Source organism: Nostoc sp., assembly GCF_036917555.1.
GTDB lineage: Bacteria > Cyanobacteriota > Cyanobacteriia > Cyanobacteriales > Nostocaceae > Nostoc.
In genome coordinates this window covers 61,957-84,466 of record NZ_JBALDD010000037.1, presented here as the reverse complement: position 1 = coordinate 84,466, position 22,510 = coordinate 61,957, and the positions used below count along the sequence as shown (strand labels likewise).

General features: G+C 42.1%; 21 protein-coding genes and 1 pseudogene. 7 read left to right on the top strand and 15 right to left on the bottom strand.

Features of this window, described 5'->3' with window-relative positions; all coding sequences use genetic code 11:
* The first annotated feature begins 43 nt into the window (after nt 1–43).
* The 5 genes from V7K60_RS15775 to V7K60_RS15755 all read left to right on the top strand — a co-directional run bounded on the left by V7K60_RS15775 (nt 44) and on the right by V7K60_RS15755 (nt 4,623).
* Entirely contained in the window at nt 44–367 is a 324-nt protein-coding gene (locus tag V7K60_RS15775; RefSeq protein WP_334926800.1) for a hypothetical protein, read from the top strand.
* Between the two features lie 183 nt (nt 368–550).
* Nucleotides 551–1,558, top strand: a complete 1,008-nt coding sequence (locus V7K60_RS15770) for a DUF2235 domain-containing protein (protein WP_334926799.1) — start codon at nt 551–553, stop codon at nt 1,556–1,558.
* A 147-nt stretch (nt 1,559–1,705) separates the two neighbouring features.
* A complete protein-coding gene (locus V7K60_RS15765) occupies nt 1,706–3,346 on the top strand; it encodes a peroxidase family protein (protein WP_334926798.1) in 1,641 nt (546 codons plus the stop codon).
* A gap of 96 nt (nt 3,347–3,442) precedes the next feature.
* A complete protein-coding gene (locus V7K60_RS15760; protein ID WP_334926797.1) occupies nt 3,443–3,823 on the top strand; it encodes a hypothetical protein in 381 nt (126 codons plus the stop codon).
* A 107-nt stretch (nt 3,824–3,930) separates the two neighbouring features.
* Nucleotides 3,931–4,623, top strand: a complete 693-nt coding sequence (locus tag V7K60_RS15755) for a hypothetical protein (RefSeq protein WP_334926796.1) — start codon at nt 3,931–3,933, stop codon at nt 4,621–4,623.
* Here V7K60_RS15755 and V7K60_RS15750 read toward each other — a convergent pair.
* The 13 genes and pseudogenes from V7K60_RS15750 to V7K60_RS15690 form a co-directional block, all read right to left on the bottom strand.
* Entirely contained in the window at nt 4,598–4,774 is a 177-nt protein-coding gene (locus V7K60_RS15750) for a hypothetical protein (RefSeq protein WP_334926795.1), read from the bottom strand. The two genes, V7K60_RS15755 and V7K60_RS15750, sit on opposite strands and share 26 nt — an antisense overlap.
* 58 nt (nt 4,775–4,832) lie before the next feature.
* Nucleotides 4,833–5,126, bottom strand: a complete 294-nt coding sequence (locus V7K60_RS15745) for a hypothetical protein (protein WP_334926794.1) — start codon at nt 5,124–5,126, stop codon at nt 4,833–4,835.
* 41 nt (nt 5,127–5,167) lie between these two features.
* Complete coding sequence (dxs, locus tag V7K60_RS15740; RefSeq protein ID WP_334926793.1) at nt 5,168–7,075, bottom strand: 1-deoxy-D-xylulose-5-phosphate synthase; 1,908 nt, start codon at nt 7,073–7,075, stop codon at nt 5,168–5,170.
* 725 nt (nt 7,076–7,800) lie between these two features.
* A complete protein-coding gene (locus V7K60_RS15735; RefSeq protein WP_334926792.1) occupies nt 7,801–8,244 on the bottom strand; it encodes a hypothetical protein in 444 nt (147 codons plus the stop codon).
* Nucleotides 8,245–8,509: 265 nt separating this feature from the next.
* On the bottom strand, nt 8,510–8,881 hold the full coding sequence (locus V7K60_RS15730) for a hypothetical protein (RefSeq protein ID WP_334926791.1): 372 nt from the start codon (nt 8,879–8,881) through the stop codon (nt 8,510–8,512).
* Between the two features lie 102 nt (nt 8,882–8,983).
* Nucleotides 8,984–9,232, bottom strand: coding sequence for a hypothetical protein (locus V7K60_RS15725; RefSeq protein ID WP_334926790.1), 249 nt, complete (start codon nt 9,230–9,232; stop codon nt 8,984–8,986).
* Between the two features lie 140 nt (nt 9,233–9,372).
* Nucleotides 9,373–10,335, bottom strand: coding sequence for an aldo/keto reductase (locus V7K60_RS15720; protein WP_334926789.1), 963 nt, complete (start codon nt 10,333–10,335; stop codon nt 9,373–9,375).
* A 243-nt stretch (nt 10,336–10,578) separates the two neighbouring features.
* Nucleotides 10,579–10,884: a small RNA NsiR4-regulated ssr1528 family protein gene (locus V7K60_RS15715; RefSeq protein ID WP_094332552.1), complete on the bottom strand. Its 306-nt coding sequence runs from the start codon at nt 10,882–10,884 to the stop codon at nt 10,579–10,581.
* Between the two features lie 184 nt (nt 10,885–11,068).
* Complete coding sequence (locus tag V7K60_RS15710; RefSeq protein ID WP_334926788.1) at nt 11,069–11,323, bottom strand: hypothetical protein; 255 nt, start codon at nt 11,321–11,323, stop codon at nt 11,069–11,071.
* 87 nt (nt 11,324–11,410) lie between these two features.
* Nucleotides 11,411–11,548 (bottom strand): annotated as a pseudogene (locus tag V7K60_RS35290) (pyridine nucleotide-disulfide oxidoreductase); the annotation flags it as partial.
* Between the two features lie 140 nt (nt 11,549–11,688).
* Nucleotides 11,689–12,294: a TMEM175 family protein gene (locus V7K60_RS15700; protein ID WP_334926863.1), complete on the bottom strand. Its 606-nt coding sequence runs from the start codon at nt 12,292–12,294 to the stop codon at nt 11,689–11,691.
* 70 nt (nt 12,295–12,364) lie between these two features.
* Nucleotides 12,365–13,552 (bottom strand): FAD binding domain-containing protein, encoded by a 1,188-nt coding sequence (locus tag V7K60_RS15695; RefSeq protein ID WP_334926786.1) that lies wholly within the window; start codon nt 13,550–13,552, stop codon nt 12,365–12,367.
* 18 nt (nt 13,553–13,570) lie between these two features.
* The gene (locus V7K60_RS15690) at nt 13,571–14,215 is read right to left on the bottom strand and encodes a DsbA family oxidoreductase (RefSeq protein ID WP_334926785.1); all 645 of its coding nucleotides are present in this window, start codon (nt 14,213–14,215) and stop codon (nt 13,571–13,573) included.
* A 114-nt stretch (nt 14,216–14,329) separates the two neighbouring features.
* On the opposite strand from V7K60_RS15690, the gene V7K60_RS15685 reads away from it, so the two are divergent.
* The gene (locus tag V7K60_RS15685) at nt 14,330–15,259 is read left to right on the top strand and encodes a LysR family transcriptional regulator (RefSeq protein ID WP_334926784.1); all 930 of its coding nucleotides are present in this window, start codon (nt 14,330–14,332) and stop codon (nt 15,257–15,259) included.
* Between the two features lie 252 nt (nt 15,260–15,511).
* Here the strand turns inward: V7K60_RS15685 and V7K60_RS15680 are convergent, their stop codons facing one another.
* Together V7K60_RS15680 and V7K60_RS15675 are read right to left on the bottom strand one after the other, a co-directional pair.
* On the bottom strand, nt 15,512–18,604 hold the full coding sequence (locus V7K60_RS15680; RefSeq protein ID WP_334926783.1) for a phosphoenolpyruvate carboxylase: 3,093 nt from the start codon (nt 18,602–18,604) through the stop codon (nt 15,512–15,514).
* Between the two features lie 84 nt (nt 18,605–18,688).
* Nucleotides 18,689–18,943, bottom strand: a complete 255-nt coding sequence (locus V7K60_RS15675; RefSeq protein ID WP_334926782.1) for a hypothetical protein — start codon at nt 18,941–18,943, stop codon at nt 18,689–18,691.
* 480 nt (nt 18,944–19,423) lie between these two features.
* On the opposite strand from V7K60_RS15675, the gene V7K60_RS15670 reads away from it, so the two are divergent.
* A complete protein-coding gene (locus tag V7K60_RS15670; RefSeq protein WP_334926781.1) occupies nt 19,424–22,438 on the top strand; it encodes a DUF1574 family protein in 3,015 nt (1,004 codons plus the stop codon).
* Nucleotides 22,439–22,510: the final 72 nt, after the last annotated feature.

Here is a 22,510-nt window from a genome sequence, read left to right as displayed (position 1 = left end):
TTTAACGCACTCTACTCCCATAAAACATCTAAAGGTGAAAAAAATGACACAACAAATTATTTACGGAACAGTTGGTGAAGACGGAACAAAACAAACTGGACAAGGGTTTGAAGTTAAATCACCGGATACAGGAACCTATGTCATTACTTTTTTACAACCTTTTGCTGAACCTCCCAGCGTGGTAGCTACTTTGAAAGATTGGGGTGCTGATAATCAAATTATTGTTAAAGATATAACTCCAAACAAGGCGGAAGTTGCTATCTGGGATTTAGGAATTAAGCAACAATCTGGTACAGGCTCTCCAGATATCGCAGTGACGAAAGAAAAATCAGCTTTTAATTTTATTGCCATTGGTGAAAGCAGTTAAGTGGGAAGATTTCCCTAAAATTGATGCAGCGATCGCGCGTTTATTTTTTTTATCAATCGCCGTCATTTCTCTTCAGTTGACGCTGCGATCGCTCTTTTAAAATATTTTTTTACTTAGGAAGAAGTGGTCTAACAAACCAACAACATCATTAACCTAATTACTCAAAGACTTTGAAATAGAACTATGAAACGTCTTGTTATTTGCTGTGATGGAACCTGGCAACAATTAATAAGTCCTTACCCAAGCAATGTGGTTAAGTTAGCTCAATCCGTGAAACCGATCGCCAGTGACGGGGTTACACAAATCATATTTTATGACGAGGGCATTGGAACCGAGAGTCAAAAGATTTTAGGAGGAGCTACCGGACTAGGAATCGATAGAAATATAGAAGATTGCTACCGATTTCTTAGTCTCAATTATGTTACTGGTGATGAAATCTATCTGTTTTGCTTCAGTCGCGGTGCTTACACAGTTAGAAGTCTAGCGGGAATGATCTATTGCTCTGGTCTTCTAGACCGCCCCCATGTTACTAAAGCACATGAAGCTTACGAGCTTTACCGTAACCGAGATATTAAACCCAGAGATAAGGAAGCAATCGAATACCGTAAAGACTACGGAGAGCGAGTCCCTATCACCTTAATCGGTTGTTTTGACACCGTTGGTGCCCTTGGGATTCCTGAAATGCCCGCATTCAGCAAGTTGAATGAGCAGCTGAATAAGCGCTATAGATTCCATGACACTACTTTAAATAGATGTGTTGAGAATGCATTGCACGCTATTGCGATCGACGAAATCCGTGAAGTATTTGATGTAACTCCCATGAAAAAGCATCCTGAGGCTGAAAAGCAGCGAGTGATTCAAAAGTGGTTTCCTGGTGAGCACGGCTGCGTTGGTGGTGGAACAGAAGAACATAGTGGGTTATCAGATGCTGCTTTAAAGTGGATGATTGATTCCGTCGGTGTCTTGGGATTGGGGCTTGACTTAGATCCAAGTGTGATTCCGACAGGCATTAACCCCAATTATGAATGTGACTTTAAGAACGATGTTGGATTCTTTAAATTGGCTGGAGTCAAGTTTCGTGAGGTTGGCGATGTCATTGAAGATATTCATGAAAGCACGATCAACCGTTTGAAAAGTCGCAAAGACTATCGACCCAAGAATCTACAAAAGATTATCGACAAACTGAATTAATCTTTTAATAATCTTGTTTCAAGGAGTGCCTGCTGCCTTAGCCCTACTACTGATGTTTTTGTCTTGCCAAAACCATCAGCAGTAATTAGCGTTCTTTTCAAACAGAAGCAAGCGATTAAGTTAACAAGCAATTCTAAAGGAGAAATTATGACCGCAAAAAGAGACACATCAAAAGATGGGTTTAGAAACAAACTTGAGACGGCTGTTTTAACCGGCTTTAAACCAGTTTGGAACTTTATTCAAAGCAACCCAGGTCTTGCTAGAAAAGTCAACAAAACTCTCACTAACAATGCCATATTAAAAATTCCGACTCGTCCATATCCGTTTAGTACAATGTCTCCCTATACATCCTGGGATTCGTTGATTGATCGAACATATTCAGGACTCCAACTACCACCTCTAGATTGGAAACCCTTAACTAATGAAAACTATATCGGCATTAATTTAACGCCTGCTGAAAAGTTTGAAAAAAATCTGCCGCCGATTCAAGATTTGGAGATTCTGTATCGCAAAACTGGGGAAACGAAATACTCCCCTAAATCCTCTCTAATTTTCCCCTATTTTGTTCAATGGTTTACAGATAGCTTTCTGAGAACCGACCGCCACGATCCACGCAGGAATAGTTCTAACCACCACATCGATATGTGCAATGTCTATGGGTTAAATCCCAAGATTACGCACCTGCTGCGATCGTATGAAGGCGGTAAGCTAAAAAGCCAAATTATTAATGGGGAAGAATATCCTCCCTTTTATTATGACGAAGATGGAAAACCCAAAGAAGAATTTAGAGGGTTGCCGCATCTTTACACCGACGAGTCTATCCCAAAAGCAGAAACGTTCCCTCCAGAAAAGAAACAGAAGTTGTTTGCGATGGGGTTGGAAGTAGAACGAGCAAACGTGCAAATCGGCTATGTCATGCTGAATGTTCTTTCTTTAAGGGAACATAATCGCGTGTGCGATCTCTTGACAAAAAATTATCCAACTTGGGACGATGAACGCCTTTTCCAAACGGCAAGAAATATTGTCATGGCTGAATTTCTCAAGATTGTTTTAGAAGATTACATCAACCATATAACTCCCTATCACTTTCAATTTTTCACCGATCCCCTCGCGTTCACTGATGAAAAGTGGTATCGCCATAATTGGATGTCAGTGGAATTTAGTTTAGTCTATCGTTGGCATAGTATGCTACCCGATACTTTAATGTATAACGGGCAAAAGCTTCCCATGCCTGCCTCCATGTGGAACAACGACATGATTATCAACAAGGGATTAGGAGCCATCTTTGAAGAAAGCTGTTCCCAACCCGCAGCGCAACTGAGTTTATTCAACACACCTGAATTTCTCATTCCCACTGAAATAGCTAGTATTCGTATGGGTCGTGAAGCAAAATTAAGAAGCTATAACGACTACCGTGACTTATGCAGCTATCCCCGCGTGACCGACTTCGATCAGATTAGTAGCAATGAAAAAGTCCAAAAAGAACTGCAACGATTGTACGGTCATGTAGATAACATTGAGCTGTACGTGGGACTCTATGCAGAAGATTTGCGTTCAAATTCAGCCTTACCACCTTTAGTCGGACGACTGATAGGAATTGATGCTTTTTCTCAAGCGTTTACCAATCCTCTACTAGCGGAAAATGTCTTCAATCCAGAAACTTTTTCACCAGTAGGTTGGGAGGAAATTCAGAATACAAAGACTCTCTCCCAAGTGGTGCATCGCAATATTCCTCAAGGTAAAAACTATAGAGTTTCTTTTTATCGCCAAGATTGGCAGCCAGTTTGATTACCTAATGGATTTGGGTGTGTTACGAATGATAAAACACACCCTACTTGTTAAAGACACATAAAGTATTTTCTAATTAATCCTACCTTTTAAAAAATGAAACTCTTTACCGAATATCCAGAAAAAGACGAAGCAAAATATTGCGATCGCATGAGTGAGCTAGTCAAAAAGAATATGGATAATCTTTACGGAGGTGATAAGAAAAAAACTCCAAAGAGAGATACCCACTCTAAAACCAACGCTGCTGTACAAGGAACTCTAGAAATCTTTGACTTTGATGAAGCAGCAATTAAGCAAGAATTGAGCAAACGCACCTCATTAAGTGAAGCTCAACTTCAAGCCATTTCCCTAAAACAAGGTTTATTTGCCAAACCGAAACAATATCCGGTTTGGCTACGATTTGCAAATGGTGCGTTTTCTGTAAAGAATGATTATGAAGGAGATACACGCTCGATGTCCGTAAAAGTGGTAGGGTAGAAGGAGAACGACTACCGCAAAGTCACGAGTTAAAAACCCAAGATATTATTACCCACAATACCGAATTCTTTTTTGTTAGAACCATCAAAGACTTCCACAGCTTTTTCTTGACGGTTTATCGAGCAGGGCTGTTTCCGCTTTTTAGGCTGTTGGTGGTTTTATGGCTAAAGTCGCATCTCTACGAAGCTACACTTCTAAAAAACAGTTTCAAACGCTTTCCCAAAAGTTTGCTTACAGAACGCTATTGGAGTGCTTCAGCGTATTCTTTGGGACTCAAATCTGATTTTGATCCATCTCAACCAGGGCAAATTCCTGTGGAATATCCGGTTGTGATTAAATATAGATTTACTCCAGTTTCTAGTCAACCACCTCATCAACAACTTCCTTTAGAGTCCAGACCAGAAAGTGAGCTTCAGCGTGCCAGAGCTTCAGGTTTAGAGGACAATTACTACCGAGAGGATATCATTCAAGCTTTAGCAAAACCTGATGCTGAATATTGTTGGGACTTTCAAATCCAATTTCAAACCAGCCCAGAAATGTCCATTGATGATACCACCATTGTTTGGAATGAAGAGGAATCACCCTTCTTTACAGTTGGTCGGCTGAGAGTTAAGCATCAGCAGGTTAATTCTGCCAAAGAAAATGACTTTGGGGAAAATCTCAGTTTTTCTCCTGGGAATGGTCTAGCAGTGCATCGTCCTGTCGGTGCAATCAATCGGTTACGCAGCATTGTTTATCCTATCGTTGCTAATGACCGTCATCAAAAACGAGGAGTCAAATACCAGGAACCAACTGTCTGACTTTCAGTAGACCAAAATGACAGGTTTGCAAATCTTCAGCATTGATTGCTTGGGCTGTTTGGAACAGGTTTTGCTTGATGTCTTCTACTAGTAGTCTGTCAAGGTAGTAATGAAAAGTTTGTAGTAAGCACAAAGCGTACTTAGAAAACAAAGATATAACCCAAAGCAAAGCTCAACTTAATATCTAGGATTTGGGAATTAAGCAACAATCAGGTGTAAGTTCTCCATAACTGGCAGTTACGAAAGAAAAGTCCGCTTTTAATTTTATTGCGATCGCTGGACGAATAACCATCAAAATAAGTCTTAATTAAAGCATTGTTTTCACCATCATTACTAATCAGCTTTTGCAGGGTAGTCCAATCACTAATATTTAGGTTTCTGACATCAACTTTGTCTTGTCCTTGGACAAAATCAATCGTGATAGAATTGTAGCTCCGTAGGCGATAGCATAACTTGAATATATTGATATTAGACTTGCCATTTTCATAAGCGATCGCCCACACTTGTGACTCAGGTGTGGGCGATTCATTCTATAAAGAATTAGCTAAACAACAGTAGATAATTGCCGTTTAAAGAAAGCTTGCAACACTCTTTCTGCTATTTGATGACTAGTTAAACCTAATTCTGTTTTAGATTCATTAGGTTCAGCATGATCTACTAACACATCTGGCACACCGAATCGCTTCACAGGAACGAGAATATCTGCATCTAGTAAAGCTTCTGCGATCGCAGAACCAAAGCCACCCATGATACAACCTTCTTCTAAGGTGACAACACGGCCGATTTTCTTCGCTAAAGGCAAAATCAACTCGGTATCCAAAGGCTTAACGAAACGTGCATTAATTACAGTTGCTTCAATGCCATGTTCACTGAGAATTTCCGCAGCTTGCATTCCTGGATAAACCATCGTGCCATAAGCAACGATTAACACGTCATCGCCTGTACGCAGAATCTCGCCTTTGCCGATTTCCAAAGGTTCCCAACCTTCCTCCATCAAGGGAACGCCGTAGCCATTGCCACGAGGGTAGCGCATTGCGATCGGCCCACTGGTATGATTAACGCCAGTTACTACCATGCTTTGCAGTTCTGCCTCGTCTTTGGGGGCCATGATTACCATGTTGGGAATGCAACGCAGATAGGCAATATCATACATACCTTGGTGGGTGGGGCCATCAGATCCGACGATTCCTGCCCGATCTAAGCAGAAGAATACTGGCAGGTTTTGGATGCAGACATCATGAATTATCTGGTCATAGGCGCGTTGCAAGAAGGTGGAATAAATAGCTGCAACGGGGCGCATCCCTTCGCTTGCAAGTCCTGCTGCTAGGGTAATTGCGTGTTGTTCCGCAATGCCGACATCAACATATTGATTGGGCAGTTTTGCTTGAAGTTTATCTAAACCTGTCCCCGTTGCCATAGCCGCAGTAATCCCGACGATTTTCGGGTTTTGTTCGGCAAGTTTTACCAAGGTGTGAGAAAAGACTTTGGCATAAGCCGGGGGTTTGGGTTTATTAGAAGGAATGGCTTTGCCAGTTGCGACGTTGAAGGGGCTTTGGGCGTGGTAGCCAACTTGATCTAGTTCGGCAATTTCATAACCTTTGCCTTTGACTGTTGCCACATGAACTAAAACTGGGCCTGGTATCTGATGTGCTTGTTGGAAGGTGGCAATTAGTTCTTCAAGATTATGTCCATCCACTGGCCCAATGTAGGTAAAGCCGAGTTCTTCAAAAACTGCACCTACCTTCGGAACAGCCAAACGCTTCATACCTTCTTTGATGCGTCCGAGTTCGGGTGAGAGGGATTCACCAACGAAAGGAATTTGCTTCAACTGTTCCTCAAGATTATCTTTAATAAATTGCACCGGTTGGCTGAGGCGCATTTTGTTGAGATAGCGGGGGATCGCACCGACGTTGCGAGATATGGACATATCGTTGTCGTTGAGAACAACCAATACGTTAGTTTTTGGTAGGTGTCCGGCGTGGTTGATGGCTTCTAAAGCCATGCCGCCAGTTAGTGCCCCATCCCCAATCACAGCAACGGCTTTAAATTTTTCTCCTTTCAAGTCTCGCGCTAAAGCCATGCCCAATGCTGCTGAAATACTTGTAGAAGCGTGTCCAGCCCCAAAGTGGTCAAACTTGTTTTCACCCCGTTTGAGATAACCAGCAATTCCATCTTTTTGTCTAAGGGTGTGGAAGCGATCGTAACGCCCTGTAAGCAGTTTGTGGGGATAAGCTTGGTGTCCTACATCCCAAATCACTTTATCTCGATCTAAGTCCAGTGTTTGGTAAAGTCCTAGTGTTAATTCGACAACACCCAACCCTGGCCCCAAGTGTCCACCATTAACTGCTACTGTTTGAAGATGCTTATCTCGAATCTGACGGGCAATCTGTTGCAGTTGGCGAACAGATAAACCGTGCAACTGATTAGGATGGGTGATTTCGCTCAGATGCATATTATAAGGTTTTCCTCTCTAACTTCGAGTCTCGGTATTTTGATTTTCCCACGGTCGGGTTGTCCACAGAATCAAACTCTTACATTGTTACTAAGTTGTAGTGGAAAGTATAACTTCTTAATTGATAATGGTGAAAAATCTGTTAACCATTAACAATTCGTCAAATAAGGTCGCAATCAGTTAAAGTTATAACACATTTTTTAATGAGTAATGCTACTTAAATATAGCCTGCAACGCGTATATAAAAATAAGTTTATTAAGAGTAATTTGCGGAAGTTTTTTAAGCAGACTACTCAATTTTGCTATCTTAAGTTAGTACAAAAGAAAGTCAAATATTTTACTTACAACTATATATCTAGCATAATTGCTAGTAAATATTTAACAATAGTTTCTACTCGTTTGCTGTGACAGCAGCTAATTTTATCAGTGATCGCAAGTTCCTATAGCTATGAAAACATGTATCTAAAGCTACTCGATTCTTTTATCTAAATATAATGTCCGGGTAATTAGTAGATTTTAAGTACAATCCCCTGTAGTGAAGCAAAACTAGCTGTGCTACCCTACCATAATGGTTTGAATACCTGTAAATTGCTGTAATAATATTCACGTAACCTGAGACTTTCCAAAATTATTCACAAACAACAATATTTCCGACTTCTTTAAGAAGTCGGAAATTTCAAGCTTTCGGTTTTCGCAAATCCAATCAGATTGCTATATCTATACCTCTATTTACCAAAAGCATCCTTAATGTTTTCAACAGTACGTTCAACAACATTCTTTGTGTTGTCTACTGCTTCTTTAGTCCGAGATGCATCTTCATTTGCTCTTCTCTGAATTGTAGCGGCATCTTTCTTGGCTTTACGCTCAATAAAACTACCATTGTCTGTTGATTGGTCAACTTTATTGGCATTGCTCTTGGCAGCGTCCTTAACTTTATCTGCCGTCTCATCAATGAAATTTTTGGTTCGTCCAGCATCTCTATTAGCTTTATCTTGAGCGCGATCTGCATCATCATATGCAATCAAGGTTCCAGCAGGAGCAGCCATTGCTGAGGTGTTCGAGAAAAATGCACCTTGCCAAACAAAGGCGATCGCTAACATACAAAGCAATGTTGTAGCCATCCAGCGTTTTACCGTGGAAAGTTGTTTTGCAACATAATTGGATTTCATACAATACAATCTCATGTGATTTAGTATACTATTTCTAATTCATTTAGCTTATTAGCCATATCAATCCCTAGATAGAAGTTCTCACATCAATAGTTATGAAATTAATTCACTATTTTGATAGATTGAATTTTGAGTAAAGATTATTTCTTGGGAATTAAAGGTCGAATTTACCAGTTTACAGTTTTTGAACATGGGCGATAGCACCGAGAGAAAAGTTAGCGATCGCCCTTCAGTTAATTAACTTGCGATCGCTTCCATCGGGCGGTTACGCCATTGCAACTGACTTTTTACGATTGGGACGCTTGCGTTCTGATTTTTTCTTCAGTCCAACAGCTTGAGCTTGATCGCTATCTGAGCCATATTGACCGCGAATCACTTCTTTCATCGCTAATACAGCATTGTGAAATTCCCATTCTGCTAATCGTGCAGCATCAGCAGCAGCACGATATAAAGTTAGTTTCTCGGTTTCGGCTTGTTGCTGCACTAACATAGTCTGATAAGCTTGCTGTAAGTTTGCTACAGAGGCATCAGTACGGGTTGTATTGTATGTGCTAATGATTTGCAAACCGTGCAATGAGTTTATATCTTGACTAATTGATTGAGAAGGCAAACGACGGGTTTTATCTTGAACAGGCATATATATACTGATATAGGGTATATATTTAATGTGCCCATTAGAACAAAAAAACTAACAGTAAATTGATATTTTTAGATAGAACAAGGTTAAAAAAAGCGTGAGTTAATTTTTGCACGTCGAAACAATCGTATTGTCAGCCGAAACAATCGCATTGTCAGTCAAAACAATCGCATTGTTAGGTAAAACAATCGCATTGTTAGCCGAAACAATCGCATTGTTAGGTAAAACAATCGCATTGTTAGCCGAAACAATCGCATTGTCAGTCAAAACAATCGCATTGTTAGCCGAAACAATCGCATTGTCAGTCAAAACAATCGCATTGTTAGCCGAAACAATCGCATTGTCAGTCAAAACAATCCCATTGCAGGGGGTTGCATTAGATAATGTAGCGATGTCTACGACGGGCTACGCCTACGCAATTACTAAACTGAAAGATGCTCTATTGTTGTATCACCCTGTGAACTTCCTCCACAGACAACACTAAGAAAGCATCACGCTGACATCAATTGCTGAATGCGCTGTGGCTCCTCTCCCAGCCAATCTGGATTTTGGGCAGTGCTGTCGAAGATTGATGAGGTTTTGAACGGCTCAAACTCGCCGCGTGATGCCGCTTCTGCCGTTTTTGCTAAGAGCGATCGCACCTGCTCGTCATTCATTGGCTGAAACGTCCGCACTGCTTCAAAAGCTTGCTCTAGAATTTCCATGCTGTCAATTCCGGTAATCACAACCGATGTTGGTAAATTCAAAGCATAGTGTAAACACTCAATTGGCGTTACAGTCTTTGACCGTAAAAGAATACCGTTTGCCAAGCTTTTCATCCCCAAAACGCCGATGTTTTGTTTTACAAGTTCTGGCACAACCAGCTTTGCAAAGCTCCGGTAGTGGGCATCCATTACATTCAGCGGCATCTGTACTGTATCAAATTTAAACCCGTGAGCAGCTGCAACTTCCAGTGTATGTAGATGAATATGGGGATCTTTATGCCCAGTGAAGCCAATGTATCGGAGTTTTCCAGCTTCTCGCGCCTCAATGAAGGCAGCATTTGCTCCTTCTGGGTCAAAAATTCGATGGGGATCTTCGTATCGAATCATTTCGTGATGTTGAACAAGATCGATGCAATCAACTTGTAGGCGTTTGAGTGATTCATCTAATTGTTTTGCAGCTTCTTTCTTAGAGCGACCATCGATTTTCGTCATCAGAAAAACTTTATCCCGGTAGCGATCGCGCAGTGCTTTTCCCATGCGAATCTCGCTGACTCCACCGTTGTAATCCCAACTGTTATCCATAAAGGTGATGCCACGATCGATGGCTGTTCTAACAATACGGATACCTAGTTGCTCATCAACGTGCTTCAAGGCAATGTGCCAACCACCCAATCCAATGGCGGAAACTTTCTCTCCTGTGCTGCCGATAACTCGGTATTGCATTTCTGAATTTGGCGTAGTTTCTGACATGTGTTCTCCAAGTCTTTCAGCTATTACTCAAGTACATATAGCCATTTGCCATTCAAACACAAGGCAAAGCTGACAATATCTTGCTGAAGATACACTTTCGATGCGATCAGGAAATTACTCTAGAAGCCAAAATACTGATGCTAATTTCAGATGTGTGAGATAGAGAATTGAGGGCACAGCAATGCTGTACCCTTACAACATATTTGGTTCAAATAAATGAAAACTGTTGTAAAACATTAACAATTATTTACCACTATAAAAAAAGGCAATTTCTTTTTCTTTTAGGGGTGCGAAATCAGCATCTACAAGTAATTGGTCGAGTTCTGCTTGAGGAATGTGTTTTGCGCCAATTCGCACAATGCGCGATCGCATCGTATTAGATACACCACTGCGCTGTCTATTGCCTTCTAGCGCCATAACTTTACCATAAAGTTCTAGCTTGGCAGGTGGAATGGGAGAACCATCAAAATCAATTCCCTGTGCGATCGCTTCATCAATCGCATCAGCCCCTGTAGTAGTTTGATTTCCTGGGTTAGTTTCGGTAGGCATGGTAATTTACTCTTCTTCGCTATGGGTAGATTTTACCAGCCTTGTTGACGCCAAACCTGCCTACTGGCTTTTTTGCTATGGGTTCACCGATAGGTAAAACCCACCAAGGTGGGTTAAAAAACCTTAATTTTCTCTTAGCCCACGTAGGCTTTGTTTGTGTAGGCGCGAATTCTATTCACCAAAACTAATCACGAGTTTGGCGTGTTACCAAGCCGCCAACAAACGCCCCTAAGATAGTACCTGTCCATAATCCTGTTGTGCTACCTTGCCATATAGCGCCTGGTGTCATCCAAGCGTTGCACATCTCCTTTAAACCCCAAGGTTGGTTTTGACACTTTTGGCTATGCAGCATCAGGGTAATTTGCCCACTGGTGTAAGCACCAAAAAAACCTGATGATAGCGCCAAAAAAGTGCAAATTAAAATTCTGTTTTTTATCATTAGTCATTAGGGCGAATGGCACTAAGTTAAGGTAGAATCCTTAGTTTTAATGTTGATCGCAACTTAAGCCGTTTCCTCTAAATATTTTTAAGCAAAAGTGACCGCCATAGCACCTTCTCCAACGGCTGAAGCCACGCGTTTTATAGAACCGTGCCGGACATCAGCAGCAGCAAAGGAACTGGGAACACTCGTTTCTAGGAAAAAAGAATTGCGTTCTAGAGTCCAGCACTGGGGTAGAGCTTAAAAAGGAGGGATCTCAAAAGCCGCCTTTTTCAGGAGGTTGGGGGATCTTTTATGCGTAAGTCCTATTATTGATACAATGCTAATTCCTCAATAGTTACTTGGGACAAGTCTGTCCGATTACTTCAGACTTGTTCCATCAATTGCTTGTCGATAATTCCAGGCAAAAGATAGAACAAGGGAATAAGGATATAAAGTACAATGCTCAAGTTGATATTGATAAAAGCCAAGCCTGCGGCAACAAGATAAGAAATTGGATAACTAAGAGTCCAAATAGTTGCTTTTTGAACTGTTTTTTGGTGGATGATTTTTTCACTCGTGATGTACCGACGGACAACATAAAACCAGAGCGTATTGTAAGCAAATCCAGTCAGTGCTAGTGTCAGTCCATAAAAAACAACCACGGGCAGCGAGGTTCCATATTCACCAATAAGCGCCGTAGGATAGGGGATAAAAGCAACGCACATTAATAAAAGTAAGTTGATTACTAAAATAGTGCGATCAACTCTTTTTATGAAATGAAAGAGTGCATGATGATTAATCCAAATTACACCAATAACAATAAAACTGGTGGCATAGCTCAAAACGTGAGGAAATACTTGGAGTAGTTTAGCAACAGTTTCAGAGGAGGTTGCTTGAGATAGGTCAGGTGCTTTAATTTCAATCACAAGCAAAGTTACCGCAATTGCAAATACACCATCACTAAATGCTTCAAAACGATTCAAACTCATTAAGGGAACTTGTTTTTTACTCTCCAATTGCGGCATTTTAGTTTCCTGAAGTAGTTTAAATCAGTTTACTCTACGCTTTTTGTTGGAGAGTATCTAAATTTTCACCAAATCGACTTGTTCCATAACTAAACTGAGAGCGATCGCCCATTTGCTGACCGGATGCCATAAGTTGTCTGCCATAAGCTAGTTGACTCGGCTCCCAAGCTGGCAAAGCTTTAATAACATTATGGTTGTATCTGACTAGCGCCTGAGCAAGAGAAATTGCATTAGCCGCCGCTTTTGCGGTACTTGCTGCCGTATGGGGGCGGGGAATAAAGGCAGCATCGCCAATTAGCGCCATCCGTTTGAAGGTCATTTGTGGCACTCCCAAGTCTAAAATTGCCTGGACAAAAGGCTCTTGAGTTGCAGCAACAAGTTTCTGGAATGGGGGCGCTAGTACAGTATTGGCATAAGAACGCATCTCTCGTTCAACTGCTGGTGCTATCATTCCGGGTGGAATAGAATAATCCCGATGTTTGCCTTCCTTGTCTGTCAAAATACGAGGTAGTTCGGTTATCTCATCGTAATTGACATACCAAACCCAGTTAAAGCGGCGTTCTCCAGGTACTAAAGATTCGCGATCGCCCGGAATCAGATATTGCAGTATATGAGAGTTGGGAAATTGATAGAACACAAATCGTTCTGTAAACAAAGTAGCCGCATCTGATTCCAGTTCATTTTCGTTCACAAGTCCCCGATAAGCGACATATCCCGCGTAAAGATAATGAATATCTGGTAGGAAGTGTTGTCGCACAGTCGAATTTGGGCCATCTGCACCAATCAATAAATCTGCTGTGTCATGAGTTCTGTCAGCAAAGATTGCTGTAACCTGTTCGCCGTTTTGCTGAATATCGGTTAAGTATTTGCTGTAATGATAATGCTCAGAGGGAAAATGCCGACGCATAGAACCGTAAAGCAAATTCCAAGAGGTCAACATTTGACGCATTGGCATCGGTTGGTCAACACTACCATCGGAGTTTAGGTAATAACGTTCGTGCGCTGTTACGCCCAGCGATTGAGTAGAGATACCTGCGCGTTCAAAGGCTTCAATAACATCGCTTTGTAGTACAACGCCACCACCGCGACTATCAAGATTGCGATCGGAGCGTTCGTAAATATCTACATCCCAACCAATAGAGCGCAGCATAATTCCTGCAAACAAACCACCGAGCGATCCACCAATAATAATTGCTCGATTACCTGTTGGTTTTATAGTCATTGAACCCCTTGTATTTTGTTATACGGCTTCTAATTCATTTAACGCAGTTTGTAAGGCTGTCAAAAAAACATCAATGCTTTGCGCTCCAACAATCGTTTCTTGACCAATTTTGATCGACGGTACTCCCTTTATATTCCGGCTTACTGCGTGCTCCTCTAGGGCTTTTACTTCCTCAACTCCTTCATTAGAATGTAGAAATGCTCTAACTTTGTCAGCATTTAACCCAACTTCCGCCGCAAGTTTAACTAGAGTTTCGACATCGGTAATATCTTGTCCTTGCATAAAGTAAGCGTTCAAAATCCGCTCTACCATTTCTGTCGCTTTGCCTTCAAGCTCGGCAAACCAACTCAAGCGATGAGCTTTTAGAGTATTTGGAGTAACCTGCATTAAGTCATAGCGAAATTCAATGCCGTCATCGGTAGCCGCCTGCATCGTTTGAGCATCTAGCGCTTGTGAATATTCCCAACTACCAAACTTGTTAGAACGGTAGGTTTTACGATCCATCCCTGCTTCTGGCATGGTGGGGTTTAACTCGAACGGATACCAAAGGCGTTTAATCTTAACCGGAGCTTTTAGTTGCTCAATTGCTCGATCGAGTCGTTTATCTACCACCAAACACCAGGGACAGATAAAGTCTGAAGTGATTTCAATTGTTAAGGTCACAGGTTTCTTTCCATTAATTTCTGACCTCTTAACGATAACTCCATTCATAAAGAATGATAATAGAGCTAGTATGCCAAACACCTTTGCGTTTTATGCAAAAGTATAGGGAAACCAATGGATCAATTTGCAGCGATGCGTGCTTTCGTCAAAGTGGTAGAAACTGACGGATTTTCTGAAGCTGCACGACAGATGCAGATGGCAGTATCTTCTGTGACTCGCCAAGTAAATGCTCTGGAAGAAATGCTCAATACCCAACTACTCAACCGCTCAACTCGCAGCGTTACCCTTACAGCGCAAGGTCGTAAATATTACGATAAGGCAGTTCGCATTTTGCAAGATGTGGAGGAAGCAAACCAGTGTGTGATGGAGCAGGATATTCCACGCGGACTATTGAAAGTCAGCGTACCAGTTGCCTTTGGAAGACTGCATATTGCACCTATTGTCAATGATTTTTTTGTTCAGTATCCAGAAGTAAAGCTAGATTTGAGATTGAGCGATGGATTGTCTAACTTAGTGGAAGAAGATTTAGATATTGTAATCCGCATTGGAAATCTCGATCGGTCTGGAGCAAATCTAATTTTGCGTAAGATTGCCTCGTATACACGCCTCGTTTGCGGTAGTTCAACGTATTTCAAACAGCATGGTAAACCCAAACATCCAGACGAGTTAGCAAATCATAACTGTCTATTGTTTACTTATTTCATGGGGTATGATATTTGGCGATTCAAACGAGATACCGAATTTTGTGAGGTTAAAGTAAGTGGTTCCTTAATATCAAGTAATTCTGAGGTACTCCGCCAAGTCTGTTTGGATGGGACGGGTCTGATTTTGATGCCAACTTGGTTAATTGGTGAAGACATCCGAAAAGGAAAGTTGCAAGCAGTGCTAACCGATTGTCAAATATATCCCCAAACCAGTATAGATATGGGCATTTATGCGCTTTATTTGCCAAATCGCAGAAATTCGCTGCGGGTCAAAGCATTTATCGATTTTTTAATCAAACGATTTGGTAATCCGCCTTACTGGGAAGAAACCACGCTTTGAACTGGGTTATGGGAACAATGATTCAATAGTAGATGTTTGTTACCCCTGCGTGAATCCAAGTTAGATGTGTTTAATAAACATTCGGGCATTGGGCACTTGTACTGAGCGACTTGTGCCGAGCGTTCGCGTAGCGTCTCGTAGAGAAGCCGAGGTAAGTCGAAGTATTGGGAAGAGGCGGAGGGGCAAAGGAAAAATGTTTACTGCAACTTCCCCTCTGCTCCCTGTTTCCTGCTCCCTGCTCCCACACTCCCATCAACCTGTATTTCTCATCCCGGCTGCAATACCATTAATAGTTAACAATGCTCCTCGCAGTAACTCGCCTTTGCTATAACGAGAATGAATTACTCCAGAAGTAGCAGTAGTATTTTGGGACTGCCGTAGACGCTTGAGTAGTGAAACTTGGATAAATCCCAAGGGGACAATTGTCCCATTGCGTAACTGCACAGATCGTTGCAATACAGGATCGCCATCTAATAGTCGATTGTGATCGGTGATTTTTAACACCAAATCCCTTGTCAGATAGAACTCGCTAGCAATTTGGTCAAATACCTTGGCAAAACGAAGTTGATCTTCTGGTTTTGAGAGTTCTTGGACGTAGTGGTGTGCCATTTGTATGTCTACTTTTGCCAAAGTCATCTCGGCTTTAGAAATCACCATCTTGAAAAAGGGCCATTTCACATAAAAGTAGCGCAGTAATTTCAAGTGTTCTTCTGGTTCTGCGTTCAAGAATTCTTGTAATGCCGTGCCAACGCCATACCAGGAAGGAAGTAAAAAGCGAGTTTGCGTCCAGCTAAATACCCAAGGAATAGCTCGCAGACTGCTTAAATCTTTCTTACCAGATGGACGGCGTGCGGGACGGGAACTAATTTGCAGTTGGCTAATTTCTTCAATGGGAGTTACTTCGTGGAAGAAATCAACAAAATCAGGCTGTTCGTAGATTAAAGCACGATAATGTTGACGCGATCGCGCTGCTAATTCTTCCATAATCTCATTCCAGGGTTCAATATCATCAAACCCTGTCCGCAACAGGCTGGCTTGAATCACAGCAGTGGTAATAGTTTCCATGTGATACAAAGCCAAGTCCAACAAGGAATATTTAGAAGCCAAAACTTCTCCTTGTTCGGTAATCTTGATTCGCCCATTGATACTATGACCTGGTTGAGCCAAAATCGCTTCGTAAGCGGGGCCGCCACCCCGTCCCACAGAACCGCCGCGGCCGTGGAAAATCCGCAAATTTAGATCGTAGTTTTCTGCTATTTGTTGCAGTGATTTTTGAGCTTTATGAATTTCCCAGTTGCTACTCAAAAAACCAGAGTCTTTGTTGCTGTCAGAATACCCCAACATTACTTCTTGCAAGTTGAGGGTGATGGAGGAGGTGGAGGCAGGGGAGCAGGGGAGTATGGGAGCAGGGGAGGGTGAATTTTCATCTGCACCTTCTGCTTTTGTCTGTTCGTAACCACCAGCTAATAAAGCGCGATATAACGGGAGTTCAAACAGTTTCCGCATAACGCTTCTAGAGCGTTGTAAGTCTTCTACTGTCTCAAATAGGGGGACAACTTGAATTGTTCCGACGGCAATGGCGGGGTCAAAAAGTCTGGCTTCTTTGGCTAAAAGCAATACTTCCAGCACGTCGCTTACATCGCGGCACATGCTGATAATGTAAGTTTGGCAGATGTTAAGACCAAATTCTTGTTGCAGCGATCGCACGACGCGAAAGGTTTCAATTACATCGTTGGTTTTTTCCGAAAATGGCAATTCTGCCGGAATTAGTGGCCGACGGGTTTGCAGTTCGCCTGTGAGCCAAGCAACTCTTTGCTCCTCGGATAGTTCATTGTAAGGTTGAGGTAATATTTGCAGGTATTCCAGGATCTCGTTAAGCGCATCGGCGTGACGGGATGATTCTTGACGGATATCTAACTGTGTCAAGTTAAAACCAAAAATTTCTACCTGACAGATCAGATTTTCTAATTCTCGACAACTTAAACCTGTTTCTGTCAAGTTGCGTTGAATCATTCGCAGTTCTGCTAAAAAATCGGCTCCCGAACGATACAGGGGGCTATCTTGATTTGTTGGGGTTTCCCGATTGTACAAAGATAGATTGCGATCGCGAGTATTTTCCAACCGTTTCAGCACGTAAGCCAGTTTTAGCCGATAGGGTTCTTGTCGATAACGCAGCGCCAGTTCGTCATATACCTCGCTTAACTGGGACTGATCCAATTCTAGAGATTCCAGTAAGTCTGGTAAAACATCACTCCAGTGCATCGACACACTCAACAATTCAATCAGGTTTTTCACGGACTGAATATATCTCCCAATCACCATTTTGCGCTGATAGCAAGCCGTTTTCCAGGTGATTTCGGGTGTGACTGATGGGTTCCCATCTCTGTCTGAGCCTACCCAGGAGCCAAAAGAGCAAAAGTTTTTACTCGGTGGTTCTAGCCAAGGAAAGGTATTGGATAGAGTGTGTTTGAAACGTTTATACAGTTGGGGAATGCCATCAAATAAAACTTCTTGGAAGTAGTGCAGGGCATAATCTACTTCATCTAGCACTGTGGGTTTGAACTGATGAAGTTCGTCTGTACGCCACCACAGGCGAATCTCTTCGAGCAATTGTTCGCGGACATCTACTGCTTCCCAAGGATATGCTCCTGGCGTAGTCCCAGAATGGTTTTCCAAGGTATCCAGTTTTTGCAAAAGTTGTACCACCTGTCGCTGCTTATCCCGGATGGTATGACGAACAATTTCCGTCGGATGCGCTGTAAAAACTAACCGTACATCCAGATGTGCAATTAGACGTTGAATTTGCTGGGGTGGTACATTCAGTTTGAATAAATAGGGAAACAAGGCAGCAAAAGTACCTTTTGGTTTGACTTGCGCCTTTTCGAGATAATTCTTTCTCAGGAAGGCTGCTGCTATTCCCTTGCTAACAGGTGCGTCATCTTCTCTTTGATTAGACGAATAGTTAACATTGGACGCTGTTTCCGGCTCTATAGCCTCTGTTTCTGCCTCATACCGACTCAATTGCTGCCGTTGTTCGTATTCCTGCTCGATGATGTTAATCAACTGAAAATACAGAGCAAAAGCACGAGCCGCGCGAATTGCTTCGTTGATATTTAGTTGTTCAATTAATTTGACGGCTGAGGATGCTTGGTCATTTGTTGCTTGTCCTTCTGGCGAACATAAATCACGCAGCTGCCGCAACAAATCTACCATATTTTGACCGCATTCTTGCCGGAGAACTGACTCCCACAATTCTTCCACTACCTGGAGACGATGACGCAAAAATAATTCCGACACCGGGTATATATCCGCAGTTTGAGACGAAGAGTATAAAAGGGAACCCATATTCTCTATTCTTGTAAAGCTAATTACTGTTTACGGTTCTAGGTTTTGCACTTAATGCTCACCGGGTTGTTCCTGAGCAAATAATTAATTGGTGTATATCTTCTCATCTTGATTGATTTCGTGTTCATCTGGGAAGTCTAGATTGGGTAGGCGATCGCCTCGAAATAATTCTTCACTGGCTTCTCCTATGGCTTCTAATGCTCTTACTGTAGTTTTTCCAGTAATCAGCAGCAGTAATATAGACGCTGTACCTATTTGTAAAAGGAACGATTGGGGAATGGGAAATAAATCCAGATTGGATGCGGGTTTAGGTGAAGATTGTTGGTTGGTAGGAGGCATTGCTAATTTTTGGTTATGGGAAGTATGAGTAAGAAGGAGTTAGGAGTTAGGAGTTAGGAGTTAGGAGTTAGGAGTTAAGATGACTCCAAGGATAAAGCAAGGGAGTTTAAATGAGATAAACTTATTGTTTGTTTCGCCCATCAAGGGCGTTAGGGCAGTGGGACGCAAGTCCGGCTTTAAAGGGCAAGTTGTTAACCAGTCATATAGAATTATTCTGACTCCTGGCTCCTAACTTTTAACTCCTAACTCCTGACTCCTAACTCCTAACTTCTGATTTTTGACTCCCTATTAGTAAAATAAACGCAAAACTCAACATTAGTCAGACTTGTAACCTATACAAGACTATCTTGTCTGATTTTGTGAGCTACGAAGGTAACAAAATTGTTAAAAAAGAACGTCAGAGTGTGATAGACCTATGGTTCTAGTTTACAAGTGCAGGCACTATCCCCCAACCGTCGCTGACTGTAAAGTTAACTGAGCATGAAAACAGTAGTACCAGATCGCCAGCAATCCTTAGTGCAATGGGTAAGCCAAGCAACAGGGATCAACACTTTCGGAGTGAAAGTCCGGTTGCGGGGAAATGACCTTCATATTCTTTGTGAAGGTACAGAATGTCCGCAGCGTTGGCGTACTTTGTCTGATTTGCTGCAAGCACTACAGCAAACAAACTTAGATATTCTCACCAGCAGCGAACAAACCTCAATATATCAAGTATTTGTCTATGGTCGCAGAAAAGGGGAACAGCGTCCCTCATGGTGCCATCGAGTTCACTTGAATCAAATAGATAAGCATCTCGATCAAGTGCAACAAGCGCTGCTAGCAGACTCAGAAAAATCCAAACAATCGGGTGGGGCGCTAATTGTCTCTAACGAAAGTTTGGCACGCCAAGGGAATCCAGAAGCGATCGCTCGATATCTTAGCGAAACTCTGAGTACGCTAGGTGTATCAGTACAGGCAAAGATTAAGCTATATAAGCCAAAGAATTCTCAGCCAGAAGAAAATCGCCTGTGGATATTTTGCCAGTCAAGCTATAGCCCTGATGCATCGTTGCTTGCCGAACCAATAGCACAAAAGTTGCGTTATCTCAAGCTTTCCGGCTACCAAGATGCAGTAATTGTTTCTCAGGTGAGCGGCGAAACTGTCCCTGATTGGCTGCTGCGGGTGGATTTGACGCCACCAGAGGTAATGCTTAAAGAGTGGGCGCGTTGGGGGGATGTCCAAGCGATCGCTCGATTATTAGCTGAGGTATTATCAAAGTTAAAAGTTGGTGTGCAAGTTTCTCTGAAAGAATCAACGTTACATATATTTTGTATCCCAGCTTTTGATCCCTTAGGAACTGCCCCGATCCCAGACAAGGTAGTGTGCTTAGAGGCGATTTTACCGCAGCTAGAAGCGATCGCTCCTCAAGCCATTCTCGCCGCCACCGTATACGGACAAAAAGCAGGCGACAAGGAACCCACTTGGATTGATTGGCTGGCTTTACCCGCAGCCAACCATCCCGCCTTTGCCATATCACCACTTGATTTGGCAAATACTGGCGATGAACCAGCAATTATATTTTTACTAGAGCGTTTACTCAATCCTGATTTGGATTGGCGACTATTGACAGGTGGAATTCGCGTACTTCTACTGAACAAAAATGGTTTATTACACATTATGTGTGATGCACCTGTTTGTCCACAGCGGCAACAAGTCGCAAGTAAAATTACGCAGTTTATCTGCCAGTTAAAAATTTCCGGTATAATAGGAGTACGTATCTACGGTCGCCGTGCTGGGAATAAAGAACCTTTTTGGCATTATGGCGTCGATCTTGAACATCGCCAACGTTTAGTACCAGAAGCAACCCCAGAATTTGCTGCTACTTCTATATACATTAACGATTTAGTAACGTCTGAGACTAGTGAGCCAATTTTGCGCCCAGACTTAACCACAGAAGAAGTTCAAAGTTTTGTAACAGAAGTAGCGCGAGATTGGATAGCAACGGCGAGTTCAACTGCCAGAAAATTCCTGTTGAAAAGCCAGCTATTTACCGAAAGCGACGAGTCAGCGGAACGTAACCATGATGTTCAAGGACTTAAAACTGCTCTGGTTTGGGGAACACTGGGATTATTGCTCACCCTCCAAACTGATTGGGTATTGGGTCAAATTATTGCACGTAATACGCCCAGTTCGCCAAAAATTGCTAGTCCCACCCTCCCATCTTCCGAGCAAAAGGCATCTTTGACATCTGGGAAAAATCAGAGTCAGAAAACGACATTTTTTAGCAGCACTTCCAAGACAAAATCTCCTCCAAATCAGAGTTCTGTATTTAACGCTTCGGAATTTACGCAGAGTGATGATACCCCAAAAAATAATTTGGCAGCAGCACCACTGAAGGAAAAAGCAACTGCAACAGCTATTCTTTTAGCAGCGCGATCGCAGATGCCAAGTTTTAATGTCAGGCAGTTAGACGAGCAACTAGCACTGTATAAACAGCGTTTAGCTAGAACTGGTAGTCCCCCAGATGTCTTGATTATTGGCTCCTCCCGCGCCCTCAGAGGAGTAGATCCCGCAGCACTTTCTAAAGCTTTAGCAACTCAAGGCTATCCAAATCTTGACGTATTTAACTTTGGGATCAACGGTGCTACCGCACAAGTTGTAGACTTTGTGATTCGTCACGTTTTGGAACCATCAGAACTACCCAAAATAATTATCTGGGCAGATGGTGCGCGTGCTTTCAACGGTGGGCGCGACGATATTACTTTTAAATCGCTCGCTGCATCAGCTGGTTATAAACAAGCATTCCAAAAAACACCAACAACGGCAAGTAGCAATGATTTGCCAGAAAATACGGTAAATTCGGGAGAAGAAGAAAAAACAAACGAAGAAAAACAGGAGATTAGTACTTATCAAGCTGTCAATCAATCGTTAAATCAGGCTTTAGCATCTGTTTCTGCTAGCTATCAAAACCGCGACCAAATTAAAAGTTTACTACAAAAACAATTGCTCTTATTTGGTAATAATCAGACAGTTGCATCACAAAAACAGTTGACAGACGGTACTTCAGATGAAAGTATTTCCCAGCAAGCGGTTGACTTTGATGGTTTTCTACCCTTGTCTATTCGCTTTAATCCTGCGAGATACTATCAAAAACATTCTAGAGTTACCGGAAATTATGACAACGACTATAAATCTTTCCAAGTAGAAGGACAGCAAGATACTGCTTTTCAAGAAGTGCTTCAGTTTACCCAGTCTCAGAAAATTTCTTTAGTATTTCTCAACATGCCTCTGACGGGAGATTATTTAGATCCAGTACGTAAACAATATGAGCAACAATTTCAGCAATATATGTTGCGTTTGGCTACTAATCCCAACTTTATTTATCGTGATTTGAGCCAACAGTGGACAAAAGTAAATGATTACTTTTCTGATCCTAGCCACCTCAACCGCTTTGGTGCATACGAAGTCTCGAAAAAGCTAGCTAACGATCCGATGATTCCTTGGCCAGTGAAGTAGGGAGTGGGAGTAAGGAATCGGATAAGGAAGAAGGGAAAGAATAATTATTGATTAATGACCAATGCCCCATTC